21 protein-coding genes and 1 riboswitch are annotated in these 25,529 nt (G+C 45.4%); of the genes, 8 read left to right on the top strand and 13 right to left on the bottom strand.

Annotated elements, in window-relative coordinates; translation table 11 throughout:
* Positions 1-31 precede the first annotated feature (31 nt).
* From cysW to MHB56_RS16685, 3 genes are all read right to left on the bottom strand, one after another.
* On the bottom strand, positions 32-895 hold the full coding sequence (gene cysW, locus MHB56_RS16695) for a sulfate ABC transporter permease subunit CysW (RefSeq protein ID WP_076101318.1): 864 nt from the start codon (positions 893-895) through the stop codon (positions 32-34).
* Positions 896-1,022: 127 nt separating this feature from the next.
* Positions 1,023-1,871 (bottom strand): sulfate ABC transporter permease subunit CysT, encoded by an 849-nt coding sequence (gene cysT / locus MHB56_RS16690; RefSeq protein ID WP_076124574.1) that lies wholly within the window; start codon positions 1,869-1,871, stop codon positions 1,023-1,025.
* 93 nt (positions 1,872-1,964) lie between these two features.
* Complete coding sequence (locus MHB56_RS16685) at positions 1,965-3,092, bottom strand: sulfate ABC transporter substrate-binding protein (RefSeq protein ID WP_036682645.1); 1,128 nt, start codon at positions 3,090-3,092, stop codon at positions 1,965-1,967.
* A 387-nt stretch (positions 3,093-3,479) separates the two neighbouring features.
* On the opposite strand from MHB56_RS16685, the gene MHB56_RS16680 reads away from it, so the two are divergent.
* Positions 3,480-5,747 carry an alpha/beta hydrolase family protein gene (locus MHB56_RS16680; protein ID WP_341143773.1) on the top strand — a complete coding sequence of 756 codons (2,268 nt, stop codon included), beginning with the start codon at positions 3,480-3,482 and terminating at the stop codon, positions 5,745-5,747.
* 130 nt (positions 5,748-5,877) lie between these two features.
* Here the strand turns inward: MHB56_RS16680 and MHB56_RS16675 are convergent, their stop codons facing one another.
* A complete protein-coding gene (locus tag MHB56_RS16675) occupies positions 5,878-6,927 on the bottom strand; it encodes a lactonase family protein (RefSeq protein ID WP_341143772.1) in 1,050 nt (349 codons plus the stop codon).
* 250 nt (positions 6,928-7,177) lie between these two features.
* On the opposite strand from MHB56_RS16675, the gene MHB56_RS16670 reads away from it, so the two are divergent.
* From MHB56_RS16670 to MHB56_RS16660, 3 genes are all read left to right on the top strand, one after another.
* Positions 7,178-7,438, top strand: coding sequence for a GlsB/YeaQ/YmgE family stress response membrane protein (locus MHB56_RS16670; protein ID WP_036682650.1), 261 nt, complete (start codon positions 7,178-7,180; stop codon positions 7,436-7,438).
* Positions 7,439-7,645: 207 nt separating this feature from the next.
* Positions 7,646-8,146 carry a CcdC family protein gene (locus MHB56_RS16665; protein ID WP_036682651.1) on the top strand — a complete coding sequence of 167 codons (501 nt, stop codon included), beginning with the start codon at positions 7,646-7,648 and terminating at the stop codon, positions 8,144-8,146.
* Positions 8,147-8,546: 400 nt separating this feature from the next.
* Positions 8,547-9,509 (top strand): L-lactate dehydrogenase, encoded by a 963-nt coding sequence (locus MHB56_RS16660; protein WP_076124580.1) that lies wholly within the window; start codon positions 8,547-8,549, stop codon positions 9,507-9,509.
* A gap of 99 nt (positions 9,510-9,608) precedes the next feature.
* On the opposite strand, the gene MHB56_RS16655 is transcribed toward MHB56_RS16660, so the two are convergent.
* Together MHB56_RS16655 and MHB56_RS16650 are read right to left on the bottom strand one after the other, a co-directional pair.
* A complete protein-coding gene (locus MHB56_RS16655) occupies positions 9,609-11,651 on the bottom strand; it encodes a methyl-accepting chemotaxis protein (protein WP_254848740.1) in 2,043 nt (680 codons plus the stop codon).
* 181 nt (positions 11,652-11,832) lie between these two features.
* A complete protein-coding gene (locus tag MHB56_RS16650; protein ID WP_341143771.1) occupies positions 11,833-14,076 on the bottom strand; it encodes a heavy metal translocating P-type ATPase in 2,244 nt (747 codons plus the stop codon).
* A gap of 264 nt (positions 14,077-14,340) precedes the next feature.
* Between MHB56_RS16650 and MHB56_RS16645 the strand changes: the two genes are divergently transcribed.
* Positions 14,341-15,102, top strand: a complete 762-nt coding sequence (locus tag MHB56_RS16645; protein WP_341143770.1) for a CPBP family intramembrane glutamic endopeptidase — start codon at positions 14,341-14,343, stop codon at positions 15,100-15,102.
* A gap of 430 nt (positions 15,103-15,532) precedes the next feature.
* Here MHB56_RS16645 and MHB56_RS16640 read toward each other — a convergent pair whose 3' ends face one another.
* The 7 genes from MHB56_RS16640 to MHB56_RS16610 all read right to left on the bottom strand — a co-directional run bounded on the left by MHB56_RS16640 (position 15,533) and on the right by MHB56_RS16610 (position 21,067).
* The gene (locus tag MHB56_RS16640; RefSeq protein ID WP_036682656.1) at positions 15,533-15,898 is read right to left on the bottom strand and encodes an ArsR/SmtB family transcription factor; all 366 of its coding nucleotides are present in this window, start codon (positions 15,896-15,898) and stop codon (positions 15,533-15,535) included.
* Positions 15,899-15,998: 100 nt separating this feature from the next.
* A complete protein-coding gene (locus tag MHB56_RS16635; protein ID WP_076307937.1) occupies positions 15,999-16,733 on the bottom strand; it encodes an ABC transporter permease in 735 nt (244 codons plus the stop codon).
* Between the two features lies 1 nt (position 16,734).
* Positions 16,735-17,451, bottom strand: a complete 717-nt coding sequence (locus MHB56_RS16630) for an ABC transporter permease (RefSeq protein ID WP_076124588.1) — start codon at positions 17,449-17,451, stop codon at positions 16,735-16,737.
* On the bottom strand, positions 17,448-18,359 hold the full coding sequence (locus tag MHB56_RS16625; RefSeq protein WP_038568451.1) for an ABC transporter ATP-binding protein: 912 nt from the start codon (positions 18,357-18,359) through the stop codon (positions 17,448-17,450). The genes MHB56_RS16630 and MHB56_RS16625 overlap by 4 nt, the downstream gene beginning before the upstream one ends.
* A gap of 70 nt (positions 18,360-18,429) precedes the next feature.
* Positions 18,430-19,857, bottom strand: coding sequence for a HAMP domain-containing sensor histidine kinase (locus tag MHB56_RS16620; protein WP_076142063.1), 1,428 nt, complete (start codon positions 19,855-19,857; stop codon positions 18,430-18,432).
* The gene (locus MHB56_RS16615) at positions 19,854-20,528 is read right to left on the bottom strand and encodes a response regulator transcription factor (RefSeq protein ID WP_038568445.1); all 675 of its coding nucleotides are present in this window, start codon (positions 20,526-20,528) and stop codon (positions 19,854-19,856) included. The genes MHB56_RS16620 and MHB56_RS16615 overlap by 4 nt, the downstream gene beginning before the upstream one ends.
* A gap of 119 nt (positions 20,529-20,647) precedes the next feature.
* Positions 20,648-21,067 carry a pyridoxamine 5'-phosphate oxidase family protein gene (locus MHB56_RS16610; protein ID WP_036682665.1) on the bottom strand — a complete coding sequence of 140 codons (420 nt, stop codon included), beginning with the start codon at positions 21,065-21,067 and terminating at the stop codon, positions 20,648-20,650.
* Positions 21,068-21,227: 160 nt separating this feature from the next.
* Between MHB56_RS16610 and MHB56_RS16605 the strand changes: the two genes are divergently transcribed.
* From MHB56_RS16605 to MHB56_RS16595, 3 genes are all read left to right on the top strand, one after another.
* Entirely contained in the window at positions 21,228-22,448 is a 1,221-nt protein-coding gene (locus MHB56_RS16605; protein ID WP_076192749.1) for an MFS transporter, read from the top strand.
* A 72-nt stretch (positions 22,449-22,520) separates the two neighbouring features.
* On the top strand, positions 22,521-23,972 hold the full coding sequence (locus MHB56_RS16600) for a hypothetical protein (protein ID WP_076124594.1): 1,452 nt from the start codon (positions 22,521-22,523) through the stop codon (positions 23,970-23,972).
* A 158-nt stretch (positions 23,973-24,130) separates the two neighbouring features.
* Positions 24,131-24,241, top strand: a riboswitch (TPP riboswitch).
* A 161-nt stretch (positions 24,242-24,402) separates the two neighbouring features.
* Positions 24,403-25,452 carry an ABC transporter substrate-binding protein gene (locus MHB56_RS16595; RefSeq protein ID WP_076124596.1) on the top strand — a complete coding sequence of 350 codons (1,050 nt, stop codon included), beginning with the start codon at positions 24,403-24,405 and terminating at the stop codon, positions 25,450-25,452.
* Positions 25,453-25,529: the final 77 nt, after the last annotated feature.

Here is a 25,529-nt window from a genome sequence, read left to right as displayed (position 1 = left end):
GAATTAACTTAGCATGGAACTAAAAGTCATGTCAATGGGCATTTTTTCGCGACAACCAGCTTTTAATAATCATCGTTACCAAAGCCAATAACAGGAGCAAAGAAGCTACTGCAAAAGATGCTGAAAATTGATATTCGTTGTACAAAATCTCAACATGCAGCGGCAGCGTATTCGTCTCCCCACGGATATGCCCGGACACCACAGAAACCGCACCAAACTCACCCATGGCCCGCGCATTACACAAAATAATGCCGTATAGTAACCCCCATTTAATATTAGGCAGCGTGACTCTGAAAAAGATTTGCCACCCATGTGCGCCGAGTGTAATTGCCGCTTCTTCCTCCTGTGTACCCTGATCCTCCATCAGCGGGATTAACTCACGCGCTACAAAAGGAAACGTCACAAACAACGTGGCTAGCACGATACCCGGAAGCGCAAATACGATCTTAATATCATGGGCGCTCAGCCAAGGACCAAACCATCCGTTTGCTCCGAAGACGAGTACAAAGATTAGGCCGCCGATGACTGGCGAGACTGCAAAAGGGAGATCAATCAAGGTGATCAGAAACCCTTTGCCGCGGAAACGGAACTTGGTTACAGCCCACGCCGCTGTTACACCAAAAAAGGTATTCAGAGGCACAGTTATCGCCGCAACAAGCAGCGTCAATCGCAGCGCTGAGCGGGCATCCGGATCAGTCAGGGCAGCAATATATACGTCCCAGCCCTTCTTAAGTGCCTCGGTTAACACAACAACTAATGGCAGAGCAATCAGCCAAAAAAGGACTAGCCCAGCCGCTCCGATCAACACCCATTTTACAATTGGGGTTTCCGTTGTCGCGGACGAGGACGCATTCTTTTGTAGCCGGGGGGTATGGAGAGGGACGGTACCGGCCAAAATTATTCCTCCTTTAAAGGGTTTTACGAAGACAAGATAGCTTGGAAAATTCAGTATCGACGGCAGATATCGAGTGTCTCCGAGTAAGTTTGAACATGTTCGGACGTCTGCTGTCATGGCAATTACCTCAACGAGAAGTCTTACGAACCCAGCGCTGAAGTGTGTTAATAACAAGTAACATTAAGAAAGAGATGAGGAGCAATAGCAGGGCTACGGCGGTAGCTCCGGCATAATCATATTGCTCCAGTTTAGACATAATAAGCAGCGGAGCAATCTCCGTCCTCATCGGCATGTTACCGGAGATGAACACGACGGAGCCGAATTCACCGATGCCCCGAGCAAAAGCTAGAGCAAAACCTGTTAGCAGTGGCGGAAACAGCTCAGGCAGAACTACTGAACGAAAGGTTCTCCAGCGGCCTGCGCCAAGGGTTGCCGAAGCCTCCTCCATATCTCTGTCCAAATCCTCCAGCACCGGCTGCACCGTCCGGACAACGAACGGTATGCCGATGAACATCAAAGCCAAGGTAATCCCGAGCGGAGTGAATGCCACCTTTAATCCCAGCGGCTCAAGCCAAGACCCAATCCAGCCATTGCCTGCATAGAGCGCCGTCAAGGAGACACCAGCTACAGCTGTCGGCAAGGCAAACGGGAGATCGATCAGCGCATCAAATATTCTTTTGCCCGGAAATTCATAACGTACCAGTACCCACGCCAGCAAAAGACCTAGAATTGCATCTACAAAAGCAGCCGCAGCAGCTGTCGACAGGCTCACACGATACGAAGCTAATACCCGCGGGTCCGTAGCTACATCCCAGAATTTCGCCCAGCTCAGACCTGTAGAATTGAACAGTAGCGCCGAAAGTGGCAGTAGAACCACTAGACTCAGGTATAAAACACTGTAGCCCATCGTCAGCCCGAAGCCGGGCAGTATTTTGCGCCGCGTTGCTGCTGGTGCAGCCGTAGTGGTGACATTCATCCCCTATTCATCCTTTCTCGCCTTCGGCCTTTTAGCCGATCAGCCCCTACCGGGACAAATCTCAATGATCATATCCTGCATTTCATTCATCTGTTATTTGGCACCCGGCACATAAATCTTGTCAAAGATCCCGCCATCATTAAAATGCTTCTCTTGCGTTTCTTTCCAGGTTCCGAATTTGTCAGCCAATGTAAACAGCTTGATTTCCGGGAACTTATCTTTGTATTCTTCTTTCACACTATCTAATGTAGGACGGTAATAGTTCTCAGCCGCGATTTTTTGTCCCTCTTCACTATAGAGATACTTCAGGTACGCCTCGGATACCTCACGCGTGTCTCTTTTGTCCACAACCTTATCTACTATAGCTACTGGCGGTTCAGCCAGAATGCTCTCCGAAGGATTCACGATATCAAATTTGTCTGGTCCCAGCTCTTCCACGGATAAATAGGCTTCATTCTCCCATGCGATCAGCACATCACCAATTCCACGTTCCACAAACGTTGTCGTAGATCCACGCGCGCCGGTATCCAGCACTGGCACATGCTTGAACAGTTCTTTTACAAATTCCTCAGCCTTAGCCTCATCGTTATTGTTCTGGTCTAGTGCATAACCCCAAGCCGCCAAGTAGTTCCAGCGTGCTCCACCTGATGTTTTCGGGTTTGGTGTAATAACCTCTACGCCCTCTTTGAGCAGATCTGGCCAATCCTTGATTCCTTTCGGATTCCCTTTGCGTACAAGGAACACGATAGTCGAGGTGTAAGGCGAGCTGTTATGATCGAATTTACTTTGCCAGCCCTCGTTGATCAGTCCCTTTTCCTGCAAGGCATCAATATCATAACCAAGTGCTAATGTCACAACATCCGCTTCCAGGCCATCAAGCACAGCACGGCTTTGTTTCCCCGATCCACCGTGGGATTGTTTAATGGTGACCTTCTGTCCTGTTTCTTTCTCCCAATAGGCAGCAAAAGCTTTATTATAATTCTCGTACAATTCGCGAGTAGGGTCATAAGATACGTTCAGTAGTTCTACTGGATCTTTAGATGGAGTTTTGGTGGCTTCAGCCGCATTTGTGGCCTCCGCTGAATTGGTTGTTGCTGGTGCGTCTGTTGCCGGACTAGCACTATTGCCGTTATTGTTATTGCTGCCGCAAGCAGCAGTAAGCCCTGCCGTCAGCAACAAGCTAAACCCTACAAGAAGCCCTTTATTCATCTTTTTCTTCATCTTTTCCACTCCCCCATGTTTTTTCGTACCAGACAAACCCTTGGGTAACACAAAAAGAACGGAGGAAAGCCTACGTATGGCAGGTCAAACCGGTCCTAAGACCGTGTCTGCGAGCCTAATGCAGGCGTTCCTCCGTTCGTACGGTAAGAACTTTCTTCAATTATTCCTATCTACTTAGTTGGTTTATATGGATATAATACTGAAACCCTTTAACTGTGTCAAACCTTTTTTTCCAGCCTATGTCAAAGAAAACTCACACACACCACACCATACAAGCTATGGGGTCGGTTCCTGTAAGATCCACTTGTTATTGATGCTATAAAGTAATATTATTGCTACAGCTTATGGGTTAAGAGAAATTACCGCTTTATGTCAGGGGAGAGAGTCATGGGTATGGATTTAGAGTACGTCCCTGCGCCGTTGAAACCGCGGCTCCACAGACGTATGGCTCAAGAAATTGGACGAAGAATTAGGGGAACCTACCGTTACGATACAGCAGTTTGGAGAACAGCTATAGCCGGTCTGTGGATAGTATGCTTTTTAGCCTTTAGTACTGCCGTGTTAGGCATTCCTACTGGATTAGGTAAACCTACCGATATCGCTCTTGCTGCAGGTGCAGGCACTGTCCTGCTGGCGATTTCCGGCAATATCTTGGCTGTTCTGCTAGCGTTGACCGGACTGCGTATCCCAAGATTATTCGCAGGCTGTGTATTGAGTGATTTTGGAGCTATTCTACTAATCTTATATTATGCAGATTTTGAAATTGAGGCTGCGGTTGTCATTGCGGTCGTGCTTGCACTGCTAGGAGCACTAGGCGGATTAGCCATTGGCCTGCTCCGCAGCAAAAGAATAACACTAGGACTTCTGCTAACAGTGGCAGTGACTTTTTCCCCACTTGCGCTGGCAAGCGGAGTGCAAGAACTGCCTATTTCAGAGTCGGTCGACATCAACGATACGGAAGTTGTTCCACTTACAGCCTCCGATCCTGGAAAACCAGGTAATCTAGCTTATCAGACCTTCACCTATGCCAGTGGTACCGATCTACATCGTGCCGAATACGGTAAGGATACAAGCTTGATATCCTCTACGGCCGATGCTTCTGCTTATATTAAGGATTGGTCAAAGCTGCGCACTTTATTCTGGGGTTTCGATTATAAGGCACTTCCCTTGAATGGTCGCGTATGGATGCCAGAAGGCGAAGGTCCATATCGAGTAGTACTGATGGTGCACGGCAATCATATGATGGAAGATTACTCTGATGGCGGGTACGCTTATCTCGGCGAACTATTGGCAAGCCGGGGATTTATCGCGATCTCGCTCGATGAGAATTTCCTGAATTATTCTGCTTGGTCCGGTATTCCGGACAATGATTTTAAAGTACGGACTTGGATCCTACTGAAACATTTAGAGCAGCTAGCAGACTTTTCAGATGATCCGGGCAGTCCTTTTTATCAGAAAATAGATTTCACAAAAACCGCCCTGCTCGGCCATAGCCGCGGAGGACAAGCCGTAGCTATGGCCGCGGATGCCACTCGTTGGTTCAAGGATGATCCGGTGATGGCGGCAGTTAATCGCTTTAATATAACCTCTGTAATCGCGCTTGCACCAACGGACAAAACGATAGATGACCAGCAAGCCCGTCTCAAAGACATCAATTATTTGACCCTGCAGGGAGCCCGCGATGGAGATGTACATGATTTCTATGGTGATCGGCAGTATATACGTACCTCCTATTCCCAAGGATCATCTGCTTTCAAAAGCTCACTGTATATTGCGGACGCCAATCACAGTCAATTCAACAGCGATTGGGGTGGGTATGATCAGACCTTGCCAGCTGGACTCTTCTTAAATCGGGCACAAATCATGGATGCAGACAAACAACGGCAAATCGCTAAGGTCTATGTATCAGCTTTCTTGGAGACCACCTTGCATGAAAAAGAGGAATACCAAAGCTTGTTCCGGGATTATCGCAGCGGGCTGAAGTGGTTACCAGATACCGCCTACTACAATCGATTCCAAAGCGGGGGATATCGTCCTGTAGCCACATTCGACGATGACCGTAACAAAAACACAGTAGAACTGGGAACAGCAGAAGCATCGGGTGTTTCTTGGTCAGAAGAGCTGGCTAAAGACCGAGAGTCAAAAAGCAAAGCCACCTATGGTGTTGTCCTTGAACGCACAGCCAGCAAAAACGAAGAAGCTTATTACAACATTAAGCTTAACGACAGTGTCCGTACTGAAACTGCTCTTTTAGGGGCAGATGGCCTTACGTTCTCTATGGCAAATCTGAATGGTGACCTTAGTGAAGAAATGGATGTTCCACTACCTCCAAAGGTTGAGGTGGAGTTAACTGACCATAATGATACCTCAGCCCGCTTGACGCTGGATGAAGTAATGGACATACTGCCGCTTCCACAAACTCAGTTCACGTTATTCCCATGGCTTGAAGAGCGGATAAACGATGGCAAATACGGTGACCTTTCCGAAGCTGTATTTCAAACCTACGAGATGCCGTTCGAACAATTTCAAGAGGAAGAACCAGAGCTGGATCCTGACAACCTGACGGAAATCACCTTCTATCTTGATGAAGAAGGCGACCGGATCATGCTGGATGACATCGGTTTTTACGATTTAGGTATCCGAAATACATTTTAAAAAATCACTTGCTATTATCCTTAGGTCTTCATTTGCAAAATAGGGCTATTCCCAACCTCCACTCACGAAAAAATGAATGGATTACGGGAATAGCCCTTATTTTTACGACATACAATAACCTAGTCTCAGCCTACAACGCTTGCACACAAACAGGTGACTTCATTTCCAATTCATTTCCTGTAGGGATTAATCTGCCACTCTCACTATCGATAGAGAACGAGGTAATATTATCACTATTCTGATTAGCAGCAAGCAGCTTATCCCCAATAATTGCAAAGTTACGCGGAGTACGCCCGCCGGTACCCTGCCAATCCACTGCTTCAAGCAGACCCGTTAATTCATCGATATGGAACAGGGCGATACTGTCTTGTCCCCGATTGGAGACATACAGGAATCTGCCACAAGGGGAGACATGAATATCGGAAGCTGTATCGTCACTACCGGCAGTATAATTATCAGGAAGCGTGCTAAGATGCTGTAAAACATTTAGATTTGCATCCTGTTCATCATTAGCAAATGCCGTTACTGTACAATTCAGTTCATTCGCCAGGTAGATCCATTGTCCAGAGGGATGCACCGCCAGATGACGTGGACCTGAACCAGGTGGCAGATTAAGCTCACGATGTTTTACCAGTTTGCCCTCTTCAGGGCGATAGATCACAATTTGATCCAGTCCCAAATCGCACACCAGCACATGTCTACCACTTGCGTCCGGAATGACAGAGTGCGGATGCGGAGCCTCCTGACGGTCTTCACGAATGCCTGAACCCATATGTTTTACTTGGTCGGACATCTCTTGAAGCGAACCATCTTCATTTACAGGAAAAGCATTAACATTGCCTCCCGAGTAATTGGAGACGAATATGTAATCTTCCTTAGGACTAATGGAGACATAACAAGGAGCGCCACCTTCCGTAGGACGACTTCCAAGTGATTTCAACGCTTTAGTTGCAGGATCAATTGCATATGCGTAAACCTCACCTTGATCCTTCTCACTAACTGCATACAACACGCTGCCTGCTTTATTCACAGCTAAAAACGATGGATTCTCAATTCCCTCGGTACCCTCAAGAATTCTCATTTCCCCCGACAAAAGACTAAGCGCACATAACTGAATCGCCTTCTCGTTCTCAGAGTTATACGTTCCTACATAAAACAATGCCTCATTAGCCCGTTCCATAATAGTGGCTCCTTTATCTTTTATGTATTGTATTACTTCTTACTTACCCTTTACTAATAGGGGTTTACTCATAATTTTATAATATTTTTTCACTATAGCATGTTTATAGTTGTAATACATTATCGAAACTGCATTTAGAGCCTACTTCCTAACCATTCCGGAAGAAGTAAGTTTTTCCATGTGGTTTAAAGATGGTCACAAAGGTTAATAGTAGACATCGCAAACAACAAAACGAAGGAGTTGAAGTAACATGAGTTTTCTATGGATGTTAATCGTTGGTGGGGTTATTGGTTGGTTGGCTGGTCTGATTATGGGCAGAGATATTCCTGGTGGTGTTATCGGTAATATCATCGCTGGTATTATCGGTTCATGGCTGGGTGGCGTGCTTCTGGGAAGCTGGGGACCTAAAGTAAGTGATTTCTACTTCTTCCCTTCTTTGATCGGTGCCGTTGTGCTGATCTTTATCGTGAGCCTTATTCTTCGCTCGACAAGTGGACGCAGCCGTTCGTAAGTCTGGGCTGAGATAATATTATTCACATCAATAAATCCTCGTCAGAGTATGCTCTGGCGGGGATTTTTGTATGTATCGTTCCTTTAAGAAAAAATTCCTCTGCTGGAATTGTTGCGGGGATGGAGCCAATACACTTCAATGTTTTGCCATCGTTTTTCTGTTATAATGAAGATACAAGTGACTGAAATCATAGAGAGGTCGTGTATCATGGGTAACATAAACCCCTCGCTTCTACATATTGGCTCCACATTAGGGGCTTTGTTCATGGCGCTGATGGTTATTTTCATTCGTCTAAAAGCAAGCGCACGTCCGGTTACCATTCGAAAAATATGGATTCCACCTCTCGGTATGTCGACGGGTTTTGCCATGTTTGTGGCACCTGCGGTCAGATTCCCATTATGGTGGGCGGCAGTCGCCTTTTTGATTGGCTGGTTCATCTTCGCGTATCCTCTTATACGCAGCACCCACTTTGAACAACGTGATGGACAAATTTACGCTCAACGCTCCAAGAGCTTTGCGTTTATCCTGCTCGGACTTCTTCTAGTCCGCACTTTACTCCATGAATTTATTAACCGTTATGTGTCTATTCCACAGTCCGGTGGTTTGTTCTTTATTTTAGCCTTCGGCATGATTGTTCATTGGAGATTTTTTATGTTCAAGCGTTATAAGGCTATGACCTCCTCGGGGAGTCTGCTGCCGCAGCCATGATTATCAATAATAATCCTAAGAAGCCATCTCAGGGTTCTTACACGATATCCTTGAGATGACTTCTTACCTCTTGTAACTCAAGCTTATGTTCTCCTCTGCTTTTTTCTACTTTCCACCCTTTTCTGACATCAATTAGCCATCCTCTTATTACATCCTCTTTAAGCACTTTACATACACTATAGGGATAGATCTCCTGAAATAACTAACTCATCATGTCACCTATTCAGCATTAAACAGAAAAAATATAATCTTTGCAAGTCCGATGTCAGGTAACTTGCGAAGGGATACGTTAAACTATAAGCATACCTAACGATAAGCTTCCAAAAGACCTTAATGCTGAAATAAATATCATTTGGAAGCCTATACTGCGTATAACTTTTAGAGAGTGAGGACAAGGCAATTGAAAAGTAAATCGAGAAAAGTAGCCATCGTCGGGGCCGGAATGGTGGGTTCAAGCTGTGCTTACTCCATGGTTAATCAGGCCATTTGCGACGAAATTATGATGATCGACCGCACCTATGATCGGGCTATGGCACAAGCACTTGATCTCTCGCACTGTATGGATTTCACAAGCACACGCACTAAGGTGTATGCCGGAACCTATAGCGATTGTGCAAAAATGGATGTAGTTATCTTAACCGCTGGTGCTAATCCAACAGCCGGGCAGACCCGACTTGACGTATTGGAAGCCTCTGCGGTTATTACTCGAGAAATCATTACCAACATCATGGCTGGGGGATTTGATGGAATATTCGTAGTCGCCGCTAATCCGGTCGATATTGTCACTTATATGGTCTGGAAAATATCAGGTCTGCCTCGCCACAGAATTATTGGTACCGGGACCTCCATTGACTCGTCGCGCCTAAAAACCCTGCTCTCCGATGTGTTCTCCATTGACCCGCGCAGTGTTAATGGCTACGCCTTAGGTGAACATGGCGAATCCCAATTTGTAGCTTGGTCCCATGTAACAATTGGTGGCAAGCCTATTCTGCAAATTTTAGATCAGCATCGCGAGCGGTTCCCGCATTTGGATCTGGAGGATATCTCCCGCAAGACAAAAGATGCCGGCTGGGAAATTTTCACCCGCAAAGGCTCCACACATTTCGGGATTGGCAGCGCACTTGCCTACATTACCCGTTCGATCCTGAATGATGAGCACAAAATTATCGCCGTATCCGCCATTCTGGATGGAGAGTACGGACATAGTGGTGTATGCACGGGCGTGCCCGCCATCATAGGCAACACTGGGATTCAAGAGCTGCTGGAGCTTAATTTAAATACAGAGGAAACCCAGAAATTGAACCACTCCTGCAACATTGTACGTGCAGGCATCGAGAGCCTACAGCTGGAAGACAGCGTTTAATTCATAAAAAAATCGCTACTTTGGGAATTGGTGAGATCACCTACCAGCTCCCAGAGAGCGATTTTTTGTATTATTAGGAGATGAATCTCAGTTTATCTCCTACTTTTTAAACTTTTCGATTTCTTCTTTCAGCACAGACATCACTTCATTAAGTGATTCCGCGGAGGACACGACATCCTTCATAATCTCTGTCTGCTCCGCTGAAGCTAAGGAGACCGCCTGAGCATTCTCAGCAGATTCTTTAGCTATTCCGAGCATATCGGATATAGAAGCCGTTATTTCTTCCGTGCCGGCTGACATCTCTTCATTAATTGCTGACACATCCTGTATTTGCGACGATACTTCACGGATCGAAGAACGGATATGATCAAAGGAAACACCGACGTTTTGCATTTTCCCCATTCCATCGCCAATTTCCTCAATACTCTTCTTCATGGAATCCGCTGCACTTGTTGTTGAAGACTGAATGCCGCCGATTAGCTCCACTATACTAATGATGGAGCTGTTTGTCCGCTCTGCTAACTTCTTCACCTCATTCGCAACTACACCGAAGCCACGACCATGTTCTCCAGCTCTGGCAGCCTCAATAGAAGCATTCAAAGATAATAAGCTTGTCTGATTGGATATCTCAGAAATTACATCCACAATTTGTCCGATTTGTTCCGATTGCTCACTTAATTTCCCAATCATCTCGGCAGTCTGATTAGCTGTGGAACTGATAACAGCCATCTGTTGCAGTGTAGATTGAATTTCCAAATAGCCACTCTCTACTTCTGAGTTGACTGTCTCAGCCTGATCTGATACCGCTGCAGAGGACTCAGCAATACGTTGCAAACCTACGGCCATCTCTTCCGTTGCTCTTGCGGATTGCTCGGAGCCTCTAAATTGCTCTTCCATTCCTTGAGCTACTTCTTGGATAACTGTGGCAACCTCTGCTGAAGTATAGGACGAACGTTGAGCCGATTTCAGCATTCCTTCTGAGGAATAAGTAACCTCCACTACTGTTGTATCAATCTTGTTGACAATACCGGAGAGTGTCTCAATCATATCATTGATATTTTGACTCATCTCGCCGATCTCATCTCCGGACTGCACTTTAACCCTCTCATTCAGATGACCCTCTGCCACCTTTTTCATAGTCGAGGAAATAGCTTTAATGGGTCTAACGATAAGACGAGTAAGGTACAGTGAAACAAAAATTATGACAAGTATAACTGCCAGTAAGATGAACATTGCTGTTCTTTGTGCAGAGGTCACTTTGGCAAAAACCTCTTTCTCCGGCACTGTTACAAGAAGCTTCAGATCAGTATCTGGAATTGTCTTAAAGTATGTAATGACTTTCTTACCATCTTCGCCCTTATAAGTTTCGGACCCCTCTTTGTTGCTCAAAATCTTGTCAACGACCTTCTGAAGAGCCGGCTCTTTAGCGTAATCGGTAATTTTTTTGCCCATACGACTGACGTCTGGATAAGTATAATACATGCCATCATTTGAGATTACGTATCCAAATCCGGTATCCGCCATAGTAATTTCATTACTCATTTGGGCAAGAACTTCAGGAGTAATCGAGAAGACAATACCTCCCATAAATTGCTTATCCTTATCCATGACAGGAACTACGATTGGAATGATATATTTATCAAGCTGCTCCAGATAGGACATTTCCCCCAACACAGGCGCATGTGTTTCTTTCGCTTTCAAGAAATAGCTCGCATCTGCTACATTTGCGGTCATGTTCATCATATTGGTTAACTGGCCGTCTTTACTAATGACACTGTAACCTTCTGTCTCACTGTCACTTTCCTCCAGCACTTCTATCACAGGGAAGATACTTGCCGGATTTGTAAAATCAAACTCAGGATGCTGGGATACCAGATCCTTTACAGACGAGGTTTTATTGGATAGCCACTCATCCATCCGGAATGTGTTCGTATTAATGGTGTCCTGCGCCATTTGCTCGCTGTCTGTGCGTGTGACATTGCCGAAATAATCAAGTAAAAATATGGTCGCCACCATGAGCGGCACGATTGCAATAGCTAATATAACAGATGACCACTTAAGTTGAATTGACGTCGCTTTTCTCTTCGTTACATTTTTTCTCATTTTTTTCATCTTGTTTCCTTTCATTTCATTTTCATTCACGATGAAATAGCCTCCTCACTCCATTTGTTATAATATCTCCTGATGTGGATATATCTTCTATATCGGCAAAAATAGACAAATTCTTTGCTGGAGAATAAAAAAAATAAGCCCTAAGACCCCTAAAACCGGAATCCTAAAGCTTACTTTTGTTGAAATCATTTATTTAATACACCAAAGATTCTTAACCCTCGTCTTGCACTTTTAAAGCTCGAATACTGTTCAGTACGGCAAGTACGGTTACCCCTACATCTGAGAATACAGCCTCCCACATCGTGGCAATCCCAAATGCACCGAGCAGAAGGAATATAGCTTTTACACCTAAAGCAAAAATAATATTTTGCCATACGATGGCTCGAGTACGCTTGGCAATTCCGATAGCTACAGCAATCTTCGAAGGCTCATCGGTCATAATTACAATATCTGCTGCTTCAATGGCAGCGTCGGAACCAAGTCCTCCCATAGCGATCCCGACATCGGCTCTAGCCAGTACAGGAGTATCATTAATTCCGTCTCCGACAAAAATAATCTTCTCGCGTGGAGACTTATCACGATCCAGCTTCTCGATGGCCTCTACCTTATGCTGTGGTAAAAGCTCTGCGTGTACCTCATCTACCCCTAACTGCTTCCCTACATCTTCAGCTACGGCGGAAGCATCACCTGTCAGCATCACCGTCTTGCGTATACCCAGCTTTTTGAGGCGCTGAATGGCCTGCAGTGAGTCCTCCTTCACTTCATCAGCGATCACCAGATAACCTTCATATTGATGATCTACTGCAATGTGAACAACGGTACCGCTCTGCTCTGGGACCTCATAAGCAATTCCCTCACGCTCCATCAGACGTGCGTTACCTGCAAATACGGTCTTGCCTTCGATAGTTACTTCGATACCATGACCAGAGATTTCATTGTAATTGGAGATAGCTTCCTTAGAAATCTGTTCACCATAAGCCGTCCGAATCGACTCGGCAATCGGGTGATTGGAATGGCTCTCCGCATAAACGGCTGTCCGCAGTAATTCATCCTTAGATTTGCCACCCGACGGATAAATCCCCGTAACCTTAAACTGTCCCTTGGTCAACGTTCCTGTTTTATCAAAGACAACTACCTTCACATCATTTAGGGCTTCCAGGTAGTTGCTTCCCTTAATCAGAATACCGCTGCGTGAAGCTGCACCAATCCCTCCGAAGAATCCCAGTGGAATCGAGACCACAAGCGCACAAGGACAAGAGATTACGAGGAATACAAGTGCACGGTAAATCCAATCCGAAAAAGTCGCACCACTGATCAGCAGTGGAGGAACGATGGCCAGCAGAACTGCTGTGATCACTACTACAGGCGTGTAGGCACGTGCAAATTTAGTAATAAAGTTCTCGGTTTTAGCTTTGTTGCTTGACGCATTCTGCACTAGCTCCAGTATTTTGGATACGGCCGATTCTCCAAAGGTCTGAGTAACTTGCACAGTAATTACGCCGTTCCGGTTAATAAAACCACTTAACACCGCACTTCCTGGACCAGCTGATCGTGGTACCGACTCTCCAGTAAGTGCAGATGTGTCCATCATGGCGTTACCTTCAAGTATTGTTCCGTCAAGGGGTACCTTCTCACCGGGTTTAACAACAATCAAATCTCCGATGGCTACTTCCTCAGGTGAGACCTTCTTCAGATCATTTCCAAGCTTGAGATAGGCAAACTCGGGGCGAATATCCATAAGTGCCGTAATAGATCGGCGTGAACGATTCACAGCCAGACCTTGGAACAGTTCTCCAATCTGGTAAAACAGCATTACTGCCACGCCCTCTGGATACTCACCAATCGCAAATGCACCGATAGTTGCCAGAGCCATCAGGAAATTCTCATCAAACACCTGGCCACGGATGATGTTCTTAACCGCCTGCCAGACAACTTCACCACCCACGATAAGATAGGCTGCCAAAAAGATCAGCAATTCAACTACTCCATTCACGGGCAGGAATATCCCAGCTAGAGCCAGAATTCCACCAGCGCCTAACCGCAGCAATATTTTGCGTGTATCACCTTCCCCGTGCTCGTGAGTATGACCATGACCTTCAGCATCCTCATGACCATGATGATGTCCAGCAGCTTGATGGCCGTGCTCATGACCATGCTCGTGATCATGCGTATGTTCATGAGCGCCACTATTGCGCGCCTTGTGATTGCCCCCAACCTTCTCTTTCACATTTACGTGGGGCTCAAGTGCCTTCACCGTCTTCTTCGCTTCTACAATCGCTGACTCCTCATACCCTGCGGCAGTTTCCAACGTCATTGTTTTTGTTACAAAATTAACGGAACAAGACGATACACCTTCAATCTTCTTCACCTTATCTTCAATTTTCATCGCGCAATTGGCGCAATCCAAGCCTTCTAATTCCCACTGACGTTTTAATTTTCCTTGCATTGTATCCATACGGCACATCTCCTCAAATAAAAACCATATATGAGCACTTGTTCATATGTTATCTTAGCCCTATTATATTCCCTTTATATTTCAAGGTCAATACGCGATATACACCATTTTTCTACATTATCTTAAAAATTAAATCAATTGACCTTTACGAGAAAATATGTAAAATCATGTATGACCCAAAGTAAGTTTCTTACATACGAATGACCCCATTATCAATGAAGCTCGATGGGCAAATGATTTACACAGAAGGGATGAATTTAGAACATGTCAAAGCTAGCCAAAACGTCTTCTTTTTCACAGAAACACCCTATTTGGAGCGTAATTATTATCGAAGTGTTATTACTTGTAGCCGTAACTGCCGCCGGGGCTTTCGCAACAATTAAGGAACTTGCGTACACCGCCCCTGTACTTATCTCCTTCATCCCAATCGCGCTTGTACTCATCATCTACTTTACAGTTAAGCGCAAATGGAGCACGCTCGGCTTCCGACCTCTAAACACCATATCCTCGGGCAACTGGATCTATTATGCCCCGCTAGTAGTGGTCCTGATTACCATATCCTTTAAGGGATTTCGTGAGATCAGTGCATCTGAAGTACTGTTCTTTATCTTCTTCACCCTGCTGGTCGCTTTTGTGGAGGAAAGTATCTATCGCGGCTTGATTTTTAAGACCTTGCTTCCTAAAGGGGCTAAAACAGCAGTGATCACTTCAAGTATTCTTTTCTCTATTACCCACTTACTTAATGCATTATCCAGCACAGATATCACACAAATTCTTCTACAACTCGTATATGCGCTTCTGATCGGTTTTGCGCTAGCCTTGTTGATGCTAAAAAATAATAATATTCTTCCGCTGATATCCTTTCATTTTATACATAATTTAATTCAGTTTGTGGGCAATGATAATACGAGTGAATACATGGGAATCGATCTATTTATCCTGCTAGTGCTTGCTGTGCAATGTGTCTGGCTAGTGTTGTCCTTTAGAAAACCAAACCTAACGAAGAACCTAAATCAAGCCAGCTAATAAGCTAAATCCTTACTTCAAAATACAAGGCTTCTTGGATTTAAACGCATTGGTTAACCCCTATGCAGCCTGGTTTAATTGAGGTGCTACTTAGTTCAGTTGAGATGCCACTTAGCTTCATTAGAGCAATATTTGTCGCAAACCACACAGCTAACGGACCCAATTGACACTAAAAGCAGTATTATCCCCGGTTTAGCATATTATCGGACCCCATAGGCGCTATTGGCATGAAAAAGAGCAAAATAAGACCTCTTTCTAAAGAATAACTGCACTGAGGTCCGCAACTCTGCTCAAAAAGCGATTATTGTGCAAATAACGTCAGCTGGGTCCGTAAGCCGTAGTGGATGGTTGGGACTCGTCGGCATAATAAAAAGAGGGACTCCCAAAAGCCATTCAATGGCTGCTGGAGTCCCTCTTTTTTTGCAACTAGCTATTCATGTCGGACATGCTCGTGGGTCTGCAAAAAGATCTGCTCCACATGCGCATCGTTCAGCGAATAGAATACCGTTTTCCCCTCTTTACGCCGCTTCACGATCCGTAGATTCCGTAAATAACGGAGCTGATGGGATATCGCAGATTGGCCCATATCAAGGATCACGGACAAATCATGTACACATAATTCTTGCTGTGACAAAGCGTAAATGAGCCGCACTCGTGTTGGATCACCCAACGCTTTGAACATTTCTGCCATTTTATCAGTAATCCCACGGTCTGGCAGGATCAATGCAATGGATTCCGGTTCAAGCTCTGAACCCTTGCATGTATTGTCGCAGTCCTCTAATGCCGTTGGCTCCATGCTCTCGCCCTCCTCCATCTTAGCTAATTATATTCTTTAATTATAAGAAAAACAGCACGGGATGTCCATTGAGGAGGAGTTTATAGCCTCTGATTGTGAATTAGACTGCTTTACGATAAAAGGAGATTAGTCCTGCGGCAAAAAAGACAATCAAGCTTCCTCCCACTATCATCATCAGTGTCTCTAAAGGCAGATTAAAGGCACCAAATCCGTCATCACCATAATGACTCATGGCCAACAACGGCTGTACCCAAGGATAATAGGGGCCGTAGGTTGAAGAATTAGCGATCAGTATATTGGGAATGGTCAGACTCACATTCAGCGCCAGCGGTGCGCCAAAACTGCTCCAGCTTTGCGAGATCGCCAGCTGCAATGCGGCGAGAGGTAGACAGGCTACAAAGCCGCCAAATACTGATTTTAGCAGTAGAGCCCAAGGGATTGGATCTGGAGCCCCTTGGAACAAGCCCATTCCCAGCACCATAACGAGGAACGTTACTTGCACAGCAGCCAGCAATCCGATGATCATCACATATTTTGAGAGATACACCGACAACCGGGTTACAGGCAGAGACAACAATAGCTTCCAACCACCGTCATGATGCTCATAACGACAGATCAGGGCCGCAAAAATGCCTGAAAGCACAGGCAGAAACAGCAAAGCATGCATCATTGACATCACACTTAACAGCAGCTCCCAAGACATCTTCTCACCTTGATTATCCGATAACAATCCGGGAACCAGTGATAAAACCGGACTTCCTATGACTAAAAGCCAAACATATGATTTAGACATTTTTAATCGCTCTGAGGACAATACTCTCCAAAATGACATCATCTTAATCCACATCCTTTCGAGCGAAATGCACTGCACCCGGCAAAAACACCAGCATTCCCAGCAGCAGACCCGCACCGCTGAACAAAAGGCGATTAGAGGAGTCCCACGCCAAATATGGCCATGTTAAAGGCACCCACTCCGAAAGGAACATGGAGAAAAATGACGTCAAAGATAATGTGATCCCCAGGGCAACTGGCAGTGTCTGATTACGATTAGCCAGGGAAAGCCACAGCTGTAGCGCGATGACCGGCAGAGCCGCAATATAGGACATAAAGCCAATCCGCACTACATCCACATAAGGAATAAGATCCGCTTTGAAGCCCAAAATAAGCCCTAAAACAACTATCCCCACTGAGAGCAACAAGCAGGAAACTGCCACTAGCAGCAGACAGAGCATTAACTTAGCCATAAACACTGAGGTACGAGAGATAGGCAGTGCCAAGAGCTGCTTCCATGAACTCATCTGATGTTCGACATTTGCAATCAACGAGCATACTAAAGTGCCTCCCAGAAAAAGAGCTGTGGGCACAAACCCGGACACATTATCCAGAAGTCCTCCCCATAAATCCGCGCTATACTGCTGACGCAGATAATCATAACGAAGGCCAAAGTTAAGGCCCTGCATGGCTACTAGACCAATCGGTCCTAGAAACACTAGAAACCAAATTCCTTTGCCGCGGATTTTAAGCCAATCCGCTGACAACGCCCGCCACATCATGATTCCCCGCCTCCCACAACCTGTAGGAAGAAGTCCTCAAGCGATTGTCTCCGCTCCTCTACACGATAGACAGCGTGCCCATTCTCTACCAAAGCCTTGACTAGCAGCGCTACTCTTGCATCGTTCATTCTTGAAAAAATCAGTTTTTGCTCTTGTAGTGTCCCTTCATACCCCCGGCCTCCAGCGAGACGTAACGCAGACTCTGGTTCCGAAACCGCAAGGCGTATCTCGCCAGCAGCCTGTTGTTGCAGATTAGCTATTGTATCTTGGTATACCATTTGCCCTTGGCGAATAATACCCACGGTATCTGCCATTTGTTCAATTTCACTAAGCAGGTGACTGGATACTACAACCGTAATTCCTTGTTCCTGTGGCAAACGTTTGATAAGCCCACGAATTTCCTGAATCCCTGACGGGTCGAGTCCGTTCGTTGGCTCGTCCAGAATAAGCAGCTCTGGATTCCCTAGCAAGGCAGCTGCGATACCGAGTCTCTGCTTCATCCCGAGGGAGAACCCTTTGACCGGACGTCTCTCTTCCCCGGTTAGAGAAACAATATCTAGCACCTCAGCGATTCGTGACTTCGGAACATCCAGAATGCGGCGGATCGCTTCGAGATTGTCCACAGCACTCAGATGCCCATAATACGAGGGGGATTCGACAAGCGACCCTACCTTCCGTAAAATTTGCAGCTTATTCTTCCGAAGATCCTGGCCGAACACTTCAATTTTTCCAGATGTCGGTGTAATTAGGCCAAGCAGCATACGGATTGTTGTAGTTTTCCCAGCTCCGTTTGGGCCCAGAAAACCATAAATCTCTCCCTTACGGATATTTAAATTCAAATTTTCTACCGCAGCCCGGCCACGATATTTTTTCAATAAATCCTTAGTTTTAATCACTGTTTCTTCCATGTTCTTCACCTCGGTATACAGCATAACGTCCCAAGGTTAAGAACAAGGAAGTGCCAAGTTTAAGTTTTGTTTAAATTTCACGACGCGGATCAAAGATTACAATAGAAGTGCCTTTGCCTGTGCTCTCCACAACCCATTCCAGCTCCATATGCTTCATCAAAAGATCGACGATAGACAATCCCAAACCTGCCCCCTTGTAATCGGATGGACTCTGAATGCCTCGACCATGATCCGCAATAATTATGGCACGTTGTTCATTACGTTGCTCCGTTGAGATCCCGACATAATGCCCGCTGCTGGCATGTCGTACAATGTTTTGATACAAATTATCGAGAATACGGCGGAACCAGACCTCATCCACCCTCCAGAATAGCGGTTCGGCTTCCAGGTTAATATCAATATCGAAGCCCTCTTTTTCCCATACGGGGTACCAAGCAGCCGCACTTTCCCGTAACAAGCGTAAAACATCTTTACGTTCCAGCTTTAAGGTTACCCGTCCACTATTGAGCAGATTGTAAGATAAAAGATTCTCGATCAGGACGCTAAGATCCGCAATACGCTCATCCATAAGCTGTAAGGACTGCTTACCTTTTGAGGTCAGATCCTCTTTGGTCATAACATGGATATGGCTGCGAATGACGGTTAGGGGTGTGCGTAAATCGTGAGATAAATTCGAGACTAGACGCTTACGCAACTCTTCCTCTTCTATTTCCCTGCGTCGGCTTTCATCCAGTTTAGTTACCATCGTATTAAAAGCTTCCTCCAAGCGACCGATCTCGTCCAGTTTTCCTGTCACTATAGACTTAGGCATTCTATCCGGGCCTGTGATCGTCATCGCGGTTTGCAGTTGCAGCAGCCGTTTGCGAATTTTTCTAAAGAACATCCATGAAACCAGAGCGAACCCTCCAAAAAGGGTAAATAACACAAAGTTATACCAAGCCCAAGCCCCTAATCCCCCATAAGCCCCTTTGTTCAGCAGCTTGCTTGGAATTTGCATCACCATAAATCCCTTGTCTGCCTCCACTTTGTCCCCCACGAAAGCAACGATGGCTAAAGGATCACGATTCGTACTTTCTTTCATAAATGAAATAGCCTCAGCCGCAGTCCACTGATCAGGAACTTCAGGGTAAATCTTATCCTTATCCCCTTCTTCAGGCGTGAGAATCAACTGGGTTTTTCCCTGCCCGTCTACCCAAAACATAGTAGCCTCAGTGTATTTTCGACTCAATTCATGCAGCCGCTGATTTATGGCTTCCGAAGAAGCATTTTCTAAGTGAAGTGCCTCTTTATGCCACATAGTCTCCAGCGGTGCAATATTCGAATACAGGGATGTATCTACAGGCGGGGCACCTTTGGTCACTTCGTTAAGAATATTGTAGCCAACAAAAGACAACGGAAGGACCACAGGGATAAATAGCAGTGCAGATACGATAATTAGCAAATACCCTGATAACAAAGAGGAATTACGTTTCTTGCGAATGCGCTCTAATCCTCTCATGCTCTTACCCGGTAGCCGATCCCACGGACAGTTTCGATAATTTCCGGATTACCCGGATCAAGCTCCAGCTTTTCACGCAAATAACGAATATGTACCATTAGAGTTTTATCTCCTTCGATATAAGCCTCACCCCACACGGCCTCGTAGATCTGCTCCTTCGTCATAATTTGGTTAAGATGACGCAGCAAATAGGAAAAAATCTGAAATTGCTTACCTGTAAGCATGATTTCTTCCTGAGTCTGAGCATTCATCACGCGGTTATCCCCTTCATATACGACTAGATGTTTAAGTGTGAGTGAATCCTGAACCGATGCCCCATTCCTTCGGAGCAGCACTTCGATTCGAGCGGCCAATTCATCCGGATGAAAGGGCTTGGTCAAATAATCATCTGCGAACTCCAAACCTTGCAGCTTATCATCAATCGAGGTCCGGGCGGAGAGCATCAAAATGGGCAGCTTAGGGTAAGAACGTTTCAAACGTTGCCCGATCGTAAACCCGTCCAGACCTGGTAGCATAACATCGAGAATAGCCAGTTGGCAGGCGCCGGCTTCTTCCATCGCTCCTTCGCCGCTCCGTAACCAGCGGACACTATATCCTCTTTCGCTTAAATCAGCAGACACTACACTGCCAATTTCACGATCATCTTCAATATATAACAGAGTAACGCTCATGTAGCTTTAGCTCCTCCCCGATATGAATACCTAAAAAGTTGAAGTCATTATAACACATCAAACAGCCCTCCTACCCCATATGGGATAGGAGGGCTGTTTGATCAATTCAACGCTAAAGCTTACGGCTGCCATACTCCATGCTCTTTATTGCTGCCTACATACTCAATACGTGTTGGAGTAAGCTCCAGAATTACATAATTAGGATCATCAGGTCCTGTAAACCATGGCTCCAGCTCTTTATTCCATACCTTGGAGCGCAAGCCTTCATCCTTAGAGACGGTAGCAGTTGCTTCAATCTCCAGCACATCTTTGCTTCCGCCTGCCTCATAGCCAAGCAGTACAAAAGCATTCGGATTATCGGATAACTCCTCCACTTTATGAGTTTTGCGATTTGTAGCCAAATAAATCTTCAAACCCTCATGGAAAATGGCCATATAACGTACTTTCGGCTTATTTCCTTCTTCGATCGTACCAAAGGAACCGAACTTGTTGTCATCCAATGCTTTAATAATGAGTTGCTCCAGTTGTTTGTTATCCATTACGTAAATCTCTCCCTTCAAGCATGTAAACAAAAGTTTATATATCCAAGCTCACCGTTTGGATTTATCATAACAATGGTGCTTATTATAATGTACCCTTCAGGTTCACATTGAATCCGACCTTACTTCATAAACTACTTCAAGATAAGGAGCTTACTTCGTGAAAAAACTGATTTGGATCGGCTGTCTTTCCTACTTCGTTATCGGTCTGGCACATGTTGTGCTGGGATCTATTCTGCCCGTTCTACTGCAACATTATGATCAAAATTATAGTGCTGGCGGTGAATTAATCTTTAGTCAATTCGCTGGTTTTTTAGCAGGCGTGTTGGTCTCTCCCCTGCTTAATCGCCGCTTCGGTAAACGTGGAGGCATCCTCATTGCCACCAGTCTTCTACTAGTTGCAGAAATTGCCTACGCCTTTCTACCGCCTTGGGGCTGGATGTATGTTATCGCTGTTGCCGCAGGTTTTGGTTTCGGGATGATCGAAGCGGTTATCGGCACCATTATTATTGGTGCTGTAACCGAAGGAACTGCTATTGCAATGAGCCGGCTTGAAGTGCTATTCGGGATAGGCGCACTCGTGATGCCGCTTATCGCCAGTCCACTCATTGCTGCCGGAGCGTGGAGATTGGCCTTTCTAATCGTCGCTGCCTTCTCCTTAATTTCTCTTATCCTCTGGACAAGAGGGCACTTCGGTAATCTACAACGAATGCTGGATGAACGTGCCTCTGTCCAAGGAGCAGACAATTCGCAATCCTCAAGCTCACGTTCTAACAAAAAATTTCCGTATAAAGGTAAGCAATGGATTCTGTTAGGGATCTTCATCGTTTTCTTTTTTCTTTATGTAGGCACAGAGATGAGTTTAGTCAACTTTATGCCGGCTATCTTTATTGCCAAGCTAGGGATGACGGAGTCTGCCGCAGCACTGACAGTCACTTTCTTTTGGCTGGCGATGTCTACAGGAAGATTGTTTGCGGGTGTAATTGCCGAAAAAATATCTTACCGCGTGTACATTCTCAGCAGCTGTTTACTAACCTTGTTACTGCTGACACTCTTTCCGTTCACTGACAATCGAATGGCTGCTTTCATTGTAATTCTGCTGCTGGGGCTGTTTATGTCCGGTATTTTCTCCATTGCTTTAGTCTTCTCCAGCAAAATGCTGCCTGGCACCGAAGAGTCAACACCCAGCATTATGATTGCTTCCGGAGGTGTTGGCGGTGCTTTGCTACCTCTGTTTATGGGCTGGTCTATGGACCATTTAGAAGTGGCACAAACAGCCGGATTACTCGCCGCTTTTGCCGCCTTCTTGTTTCTGCTAAGCATTGCCGCATGGAGGTTCCAGTCCATGCAAGCGGTGAAAGGAAAGAGTTCCCGTATTTAGAACAGTATCAACGTTATCCTTTTAGGGTAATGTGATCTATAAGCATATTCTGAGCACAAGGATGGACGATGAATGAATGAGTCTTCAACTGAGCCTTTGTTACATACTGCGCTCATGCAGTTTATATTTCCCTTTTCTATAAAAAAGGGCGATTCTAAGCAGCTTATCCAGCAATTACAGAACGACGGCTTCACACGTTTTTTTCTGGATAATAAAGAGCTTGAAGCTGCCTATTACGGAGATGGCTACTGTGTTTCCCATGAACGAATGGAGCGCACCTATTTACCGTTTGCTGCACATGTCCTTTTTCCACGCAGGAAGGATGCCGACTCGTTTCGCCGTTTTTCCAGAGTAAATAATCTCGACTGCATTCTGGAGATTCCGCAGCAATCTATATTTTTCAAAATTCTCTCGACGGATATATTCATATGTCCTTTTCAGCTTGGATTCGTGACGATACGTGTCCAGCTGGAGGGGGATTCAATTCCCTTTAGTATTGCCCTAGAATTCGCGGATCGTTTCCGTGCGCTAGAGAATACCTTCATACAGGATGATTACACTTATATTCATTGCGGGGAACAGACCTATGAGATGGTAGAGGATTTTGTCTTCCGAAATTTGGTGGATGGACTGGAGCCATATCTGGATCAATCGGATATCAATGGGGCTTATTTCGAGACCCTTCCTTTTTTCGTAGATGAAAGAATGCAGGTGCAAGCTTTTTATGGCTTTCAGAATGAAGAAAGCTCTGATGAGATTAGTGTAAATCTGCGCTATCGTGCTTCACAGCTTGATGGAATTGATCTAAACGGAAAGCCCTATGCCAGTGCCAGCGATCCTGCGTATATTGCAAACTATTGTCATGAGCATTCCTATAATCGCTGGGGTCCAGACACATATTATATGATGAATGAGCAAACCTTTTGCTGCATGACCCGCGCTGAACAGGAGATTGCTGTTAGTCTAGCCAACCAGATGTACGGGCAATATTATTACGGATTTTTACTCAATATTTTCCACAAAATCGTTCTGCTAAAGCTCGCCAATATGCACTCCCGACTTCGGATTAATCATGATTATGAGGAAATAGACAATCTAATCTACTCCATTAATAAGTTCTCGGCAAAGTTCTACTTCTTGGAGTTGATTTCCCAGTCGCAGGGCCGGGAGATATTTCTTCAGCTGCGTAAAGTATACGGAAACGACGCTTTGTTCGAGGAAGTGAAAGAAACCTTAAATGACCTGTTTCAGTATCAGGATAAGTTTCAATCCAAGCGACGGGATAATCTGCTGATGATTCTTACTGTATTTACGGTAGTAAGCGGGATTTACGGCATGAATCAGGTCATTGACGATCTGGATGGAAAGATTCAATGGAGTAAAATGATTGGTTATTCTCCCTTTGAATTTCTTGCCCTCTTCGTGATCATGAGCGGGATTCTGATCAGCGTTGTCCTCACGCTAGGGGCGCTGGTTAGTGAGCTTAAACGGCGTCACCGCAAGAAATATAAAGATCTAGACTAGCAAAAAAGAAACTACTGGATTGGAAAAATTCAGGAGTGCACTACTAGACATTCCGAGTACAGCCGTCTATAATACACCGTATGCGAGAAATATAAGATATAAAGTATGGGTACAAAACTTATACTTACTTATATTGCACATAGAAATACCCGTTAACTTCATAGAACCAGGGGTGCTGGAATTGGCCGGCTGAGATTGTATCCCACAAGATACTGACCCTTATACCTGATCTGGATAATGCCAGCGTAGGAATCGCCAATTGGTTCTGGTCCCTGTGACCTTAACTAACCTTGCGCCAAGCCAGCGTCCCGATCACTCGGGGCGCTTTTTTTGTAAGATCACTAAAAGATGTAGAAAAACGTACATACTACACTTTACGGTTCATGTTGTGAAGACGGGATTCTTGTAACCTTAAAGGAGAGAAGAAGACATGCACCTCAAAAAAGCACTTACGTTGTGCCTCACCTGTGTACTCATTCTTGCCATTGCCGGATGCGGAAGCAACAATGGGAATACAGCCGGAAACAAAGCAAATGCTACTGATCCAACTGCTGCGGCTGGGACGGATGCTCCAAAAGAGCTCACCAAAGTTAAAGTCGCACTCGACTGGACACCGAACACGAATCATACCGGTCTATACGTAGCTAAGGATCTTGGTTACTACGCTGAAGAAGGTTTGGACGTCGAGATCGTTCAGCCAGGCGCAGCGGGTTCTGATACTATGGTTACTTCTGGCGAAGCCGCATTTGGCATCAGCGCCCAAGAAGGATTAACACTAGCCCGTCTACAAGGCGTACCCCTTGTCTCGATAGCAGCTATTATTCAGCATAATACGTCGGGATTCGCTGCTCCAGTAGATCGCAATATTAAATCACCAAAGGATTTTGAAGGTAAAACCTACGGAGGCTGGGGCTCACCGGCCGAAGAAGCAGCCATGAAAGCTATCATGGATCCTGAAGGTGGCGATGTAAAAAAGGTGAAGCTGATCAGTATCGGTGAAGCTGATTATTTTACCGCCGTCAAACGTGACATTGATTTCGCCTGGATTTTCTACGCTTGGACTGGTGTTGAGGCTGAGTTGCGTGGCGAGCCATTGGATATGCTGTACTTAAAGGATTATGCGCCACAGCTCGATTATTACACGCCTGTGCTGACGACGAGTGAGAAGCAAATTGCAGATCATCCTGATCTGGTGAAGGCCTTCATGAAAGCCACATCAAAAGGTTATCAATATGCCATTGATCATCCGGAAGAGGCTGCCGGTATGTTATCGAAGGCCGTTCCTGACCTGGACGCCGACCTTGTCCTAGCTAGCCAAAAATGGCTTAGCCCAAAATACAAGGACGATGCTGCCCGCTGGGGCGAGCAAAAAACCGAGGTCTGGCAGAATTATGGCGACTGGATGTACGATCTGAAGTTGCTGGATAAACCGCTGGATGCTGCTAGTGCATTCAGTAATGATTTTTTACCGGCGGAGTAAACAACAATTGTAATGAATTACTTCGTTATCAAAGTTGGCTTTTTGAACTTACCTTATAAAATGAGAGGATTGATTAT

It is taken from the genome of Paenibacillus sp. FSL H8-0315, assembly GCF_038005365.1.
Taxonomy (GTDB): Bacteria; Bacillota; Bacilli; order Paenibacillales; family Paenibacillaceae; genus Paenibacillus_AQ; species Paenibacillus_AQ odorifer.
The sequence above is the reverse complement of the archived record's forward strand: the minus strand, read 5'-3'. Positions and strand labels throughout refer to the sequence as shown.

Excerpts from the sequence above, each read along its gene's own strand:
- cysT (WP_076124574.1), bottom strand. The coding sequence starts at position 1,871 with ATGAATGTCACCACTACGGCTGCACCAGCAGCAACGCGGCGCAAAATA.
- MHB56_RS16685 (WP_036682645.1), bottom strand. The coding sequence starts at position 3,092 with ATGAAGAAAAAGATGAATAAAGGGCTTCTTGTAGGGTTTAGCTTGTTG.
- MHB56_RS16680 (WP_341143773.1), top strand. The coding sequence starts at position 3,480 with ATGGGTATGGATTTAGAGTACGTCCCTGCGCCGTTGAAACCGCGGCTC.
- MHB56_RS16675 (WP_341143772.1), bottom strand. The coding sequence starts at position 6,927 with ATGGAACGGGCTAATGAGGCATTGTTTTATGTAGGAACGTATAACTCT.
- MHB56_RS16670 (WP_036682650.1), top strand. The coding sequence starts at position 7,178 with ATGAGTTTTCTATGGATGTTAATCGTTGGTGGGGTTATTGGTTGGTTG.
- MHB56_RS16665 (WP_036682651.1), top strand. The coding sequence starts at position 7,646 with ATGGGTAACATAAACCCCTCGCTTCTACATATTGGCTCCACATTAGGG.
- MHB56_RS16650 (WP_341143771.1), bottom strand. The coding sequence starts at position 14,076 with ATGGATACAATGCAAGGAAAATTAAAACGTCAGTGGGAATTAGAAGGC.
- MHB56_RS16645 (WP_341143770.1), top strand. The coding sequence starts at position 14,341 with ATGTCAAAGCTAGCCAAAACGTCTTCTTTTTCACAGAAACACCCTATT.
- MHB56_RS16640 (WP_036682656.1), bottom strand. The coding sequence starts at position 15,898 with ATGGAGCCAACGGCATTAGAGGACTGCGACAATACATGCAAGGGTTCA.
- MHB56_RS16635 (WP_076307937.1), bottom strand. The coding sequence starts at position 16,733 with ATGATGTCATTTTGGAGAGTATTGTCCTCAGAGCGATTAAAAATGTCT.
- MHB56_RS16630 (WP_076124588.1), bottom strand. The coding sequence starts at position 17,451 with ATGATGTGGCGGGCGTTGTCAGCGGATTGGCTTAAAATCCGCGGCAAA.
- MHB56_RS16625 (WP_038568451.1), bottom strand. The coding sequence starts at position 18,359 with ATGGAAGAAACAGTGATTAAAACTAAGGATTTATTGAAAAAATATCGT.
- MHB56_RS16620 (WP_076142063.1), bottom strand. The coding sequence starts at position 19,857 with ATGAGAGGATTAGAGCGCATTCGCAAGAAACGTAATTCCTCTTTGTTA.
- MHB56_RS16615 (WP_038568445.1), bottom strand. The coding sequence starts at position 20,528 with ATGAGCGTTACTCTGTTATATATTGAAGATGATCGTGAAATTGGCAGT.
- MHB56_RS16610 (WP_036682665.1), bottom strand. The coding sequence starts at position 21,067 with ATGGATAACAAACAACTGGAGCAACTCATTATTAAAGCATTGGATGAC.
- MHB56_RS16600 (WP_076124594.1), top strand. The coding sequence starts at position 22,521 with ATGAATGAGTCTTCAACTGAGCCTTTGTTACATACTGCGCTCATGCAG.
- MHB56_RS16595 (WP_076124596.1), top strand. The coding sequence starts at position 24,403 with ATGCACCTCAAAAAAGCACTTACGTTGTGCCTCACCTGTGTACTCATT.